We start from the raw sequence: 3409 nt of genomic DNA, 5'->3' as shown, positions 1-3409 counted from the left end.
CCGCACGCACACGCCCGGTCAGCGCCGGCCGCGGTCTCTCAGCCGCCGCGGCAGCTCAGCCGACGCGGTCGACCGTGAAGCGCACCAGTCGGCGCAGCGCCTCGTTGGCGGGGCCGGCGGGCAGGGCGTCGAGCTCGGCCATGGCGTCGTCGACGTACTTCTCCAGCGTCGCCCGCGCGCGTCGCATGCCGTCGGAGACACGGAGCAACTCCAACGCCTCCGCGACCTCGGCATCGTCGGTGAGCGGCTGGGCCAGCAGGTCGCGCAGTCGCGGACTGTCGGGCGAGCCGGCCTCCATCGCGTAGATCATCGGCAGGGTGTGCACGCCCTCGCGCAGGTCGGTGCCGGGGGTCTTGCCGGACTCGGCGGACGGGGAGGCGATGTCGATGATGTCGTCGGCGATCTGGAACGCGATCCCCACCGCGTCGCCGAACCTGCGCAGCCGCGCGATCTGCTCGCCGGTCGCGCCGGAGTACTCGCCTCCGAACTGGGCGGCGGCGGCGATGAGCGACCCGGTCTTCTCCCAGATGACGCGCAGGTAGTGCTGGGCTGCGTCCTCGTCGCGGCCGCCGACGCCGGGCCCGACGGTCTCGCGCATCTGCCCGGTGACCAGTTCGGCGAAGGTCTGGGCGATGAGCTGGACGGCGGCGGGACCGAGGTCTGCCAGCAGCATGGACGAGTGGGCGAAGAGGAAATCGCCGGCGAGGATCGCGGTGGAATTGTCCCACCTGCTGTTGGCGGACTCGACGCCGCGGCGCATGCTGGCCTCGTCCATGACGTCGTCGTGGTACAGGGTGGCGAGGTGGATCATCTCGCAGACGACGGCGGCCTTGACCAGGCGCTCGTGGTCGGGCTCGGGCCCGATCTCGCCGGCGAGGAGGGTCACGATCGGCCGGAAGCGCTTGCCGCCGGCGGTGACGAGGTGAAGGGCGACCTCGGAGAGGAAGTCCTCGCCGCTCTCGAGCCGGCTGACCAGCAGTTTCTCAACCTCGTCGAGTCGCCCTCGCAGGGCGGCGGCGAGGTCTGCGTCACCGACGTCCACGCCGGCCACCACGTGGTCCGTCGCCGTGTCCGCGGTGCCGGTCGTCACTGAATCGCTCGACATCCCCACTCGTCCTCGTCGCCTGGTGCGGGTCGGCATCGACCGGCCCTTCCCGACAGACTACGGTCCCGGCCCGGCGGCTGCGGCACCCCACCCCGCCCGAGGTGCCGGCGACCGTCGCGCCCGCCGACCTGCCACCATGGTGCGTATGGAGTCCCGGCGGCGTCTTCCCTCTTCGACCGATGTCCTCGTGGTGGGCTGTGGCCCGGCGGGGGCGGCGACCGCGACGTGGTTGGCGCGGGCGGGTCGCGAGGTGACGGTGCTCGACGCCGCGGAGTTCCCGCGCGACAAGACGTGTGGGGACGGCCTGACGCCGCGGGCGATGCTCGAGGTGGACCGGCTGGGCCTGGGCGGCTGGGCGCGGGACCGGATCACCATCCGCGGCCTCGAGCTGCGGGGCTTCGGCCACGAGCGACGGGTGCCGTGGCCGGCGGGTGAGCACGGGGGCACGGGGTCGGCGGTGCGGCGCACTGTGTTCGACGACCGGCTGCGGCAGGCGGCTGTCGAGGCCGGCGCGGTGGTGCACCACGGCGTGCGGGTGACGGGCGTGGAGAGGGGCGACGACGACGAGGTGACCGCCGTCCTGGCCGGGGACGATCGCGTGGAGTGCCGGACACTGGTGGTGGCCGATGGCGTGAGGTCGCCGGTGGGTCGTCTGCTGGGTCGCACCTGGCATCGCGACACGGTCTACGCCGTGGCGGCGCGGTCGTATGTCGGGTCCGCTCGGCATGCCCATCCGTGGATCGGGTCCGACCTCGAGCTGCGCGACGAGGCGGGTGCCATCCAGCCCGGCTACGGGTGGGTGTTCCCCCTGGGCGACGGCGAGGTCAACCTCGGGGTGGGCGCGCTGGCGACGTCGGCGCGGCCGGCGAACGTGGCGGTCAAGGAGCTGCTGCAGCACTACGCCCGTAGCGTGCGCGGGGACTGGGCGTTGGAGGGTGAGCCGCGGGCGGTGACGTCGGCGCTGCTGCCGATGGGCGGCGCGGTGTCGGGGGTGGCGGGCCGCAACTGGGCGGCGGTGGGTGACGCGGCGGCGTGCGTGAACCCGCTCAACGGTGAGGGCATCGACTACGCGCTCGAGGGCGGGCGGTTGCTGGCCGAGTTGATCCTCGCCGGCCACGGGACGCGCTCGGGCGGTGTCGGCTCGGACGGTGTCGGCTCGGACGGTGGCGGTGCCCGCACGGAGCCGCTCACGCACGCGTGGCCGGAGGTGCTGCGGCGGACGTACGGCGAGGCGTTCGCGATCGCCCGGGACGCCGCCCGACTGCTCACCTATCCGCGATTCCTGCCGATCGCCGGTCCGGTGGGGATGCGCTCGCAGACGTTGATGACGGCGGCGGTGCGCTGCATGTCCAACACCGTCGCCGACTCGGACCGCGACGTGGTGGCGCGGGCGTGGCGGGCGGCCGGGTCGGTGGCCCGCAGGCTCGACCGGCGCCCGCTGTTCGCCGACTGACCGCGCGGACACCCGTCGGTCGTGCGCGAGCCGGGCGGGCGGCCTCTGCGGCGGACCGAGGGCGCAGGCGGCGTCAGGCGGGGCGACGGGCCAGATGGATCGCGGCGATGCCGCCGGTGAGGTTGGTGACGCTGCAGCGCTCCCAGCCGCTGGCCTCGACCATCTCGAGCAGCGCCTGCTGGTCCGGCCAGTCGCGGATGGACTCGGCCAGGTAGACGTACGCGTCCGGGTTCGAGGACACGCTCGTGGCGATCTTCGGCAGCGCCCGCATGAGGTAGTTCATGTAGAGCGCGCGGAACGGCGGGAAGACGGGCGTGGAGAACTCCACCACCGCCAGCCGCCCGCCCGGCTTGACCACTCGCGCCATCTCCCGCAGACCGGCGGCGGTGTCCTGGACGTTGCGCAGGCCGAAGCTGATGGTCGCGGCGTCGAAGGAGGCGTCGGCGAACGGCAGCTTCATCGCGTCGCCGGCGACCTTGGGCACGTCCCGACCCGCACCCGCGCGCAGCATGCCGAGCGAGAAGTCCGCGGCCACGCACCACGCGCCGGACCTGGCCAGCTCGACGGTCGACACGGCGGTGCCGGCGGCCAGGTCGAGGATCCGCTCCCCCGGCCGCGGCGCGAGCAGCGACCGGGCCCGGCGCCGCCACACGTGGTCCATGCCTCCGGACAGGATCGTGTTGGTCAGGTCGTAACGCTTCGCGACGCCGTCGAACATCGACGCGACGTCGCGGGGCTGCTTGTCGAGATTGGCGCGGGACACGCCCCCGACGCTACCCGGCCCGGCCGAGGCCCACGCGGACCCGGCCCGCGGAGGAGCCGACGCGGCCCGTGGACGAGCGGGCGCCGGC

At 73.9% G+C, this 3409-nt stretch carries 3 protein-coding genes; 1 reads left to right on the top strand and 2 read right to left on the bottom strand.

Translation table 11 applies throughout. From position 1 onward, the window contains the following. Positions 1-55 precede the first annotated feature (55 nt). Entirely contained in the window at positions 56-1105 is a 1050-nt protein-coding gene (locus tag HMPREF3086_RS01875) for a polyprenyl synthetase family protein (protein WP_061228440.1), read from the bottom strand. Positions 1106-1250: 145 nt separating this feature from the next. Here HMPREF3086_RS01875 and HMPREF3086_RS01870 point away from each other — a divergent pair, with 145 nt between their 5' ends. Next, positions 1251-2558 (top strand): geranylgeranyl reductase family protein, encoded by a 1308-nt coding sequence (locus HMPREF3086_RS01870; protein ID WP_246830852.1) that lies wholly within the window; start codon positions 1251-1253, stop codon positions 2556-2558. A gap of 73 nt (positions 2559-2631) precedes the next feature. On the opposite strand, the gene HMPREF3086_RS01865 is transcribed toward HMPREF3086_RS01870, so the two are convergent. Then, on the bottom strand, positions 2632-3321 hold the full coding sequence (locus HMPREF3086_RS01865; RefSeq protein ID WP_061228442.1) for a demethylmenaquinone methyltransferase: 690 nt from the start codon (positions 3319-3321) through the stop codon (positions 2632-2634). Between the last annotated feature and the right edge of the window lie 88 nt (positions 3322-3409).

The organism is Dietzia sp. HMSC21D01 (genome assembly GCF_001815995.1).
In the GTDB taxonomy this organism is placed as follows: domain Bacteria; phylum Actinomycetota; class Actinomycetes; order Mycobacteriales; family Mycobacteriaceae; genus Dietzia; species Dietzia cinnamea.
This window is presented reverse-complemented; position numbering and strand designations above follow the sequence as displayed.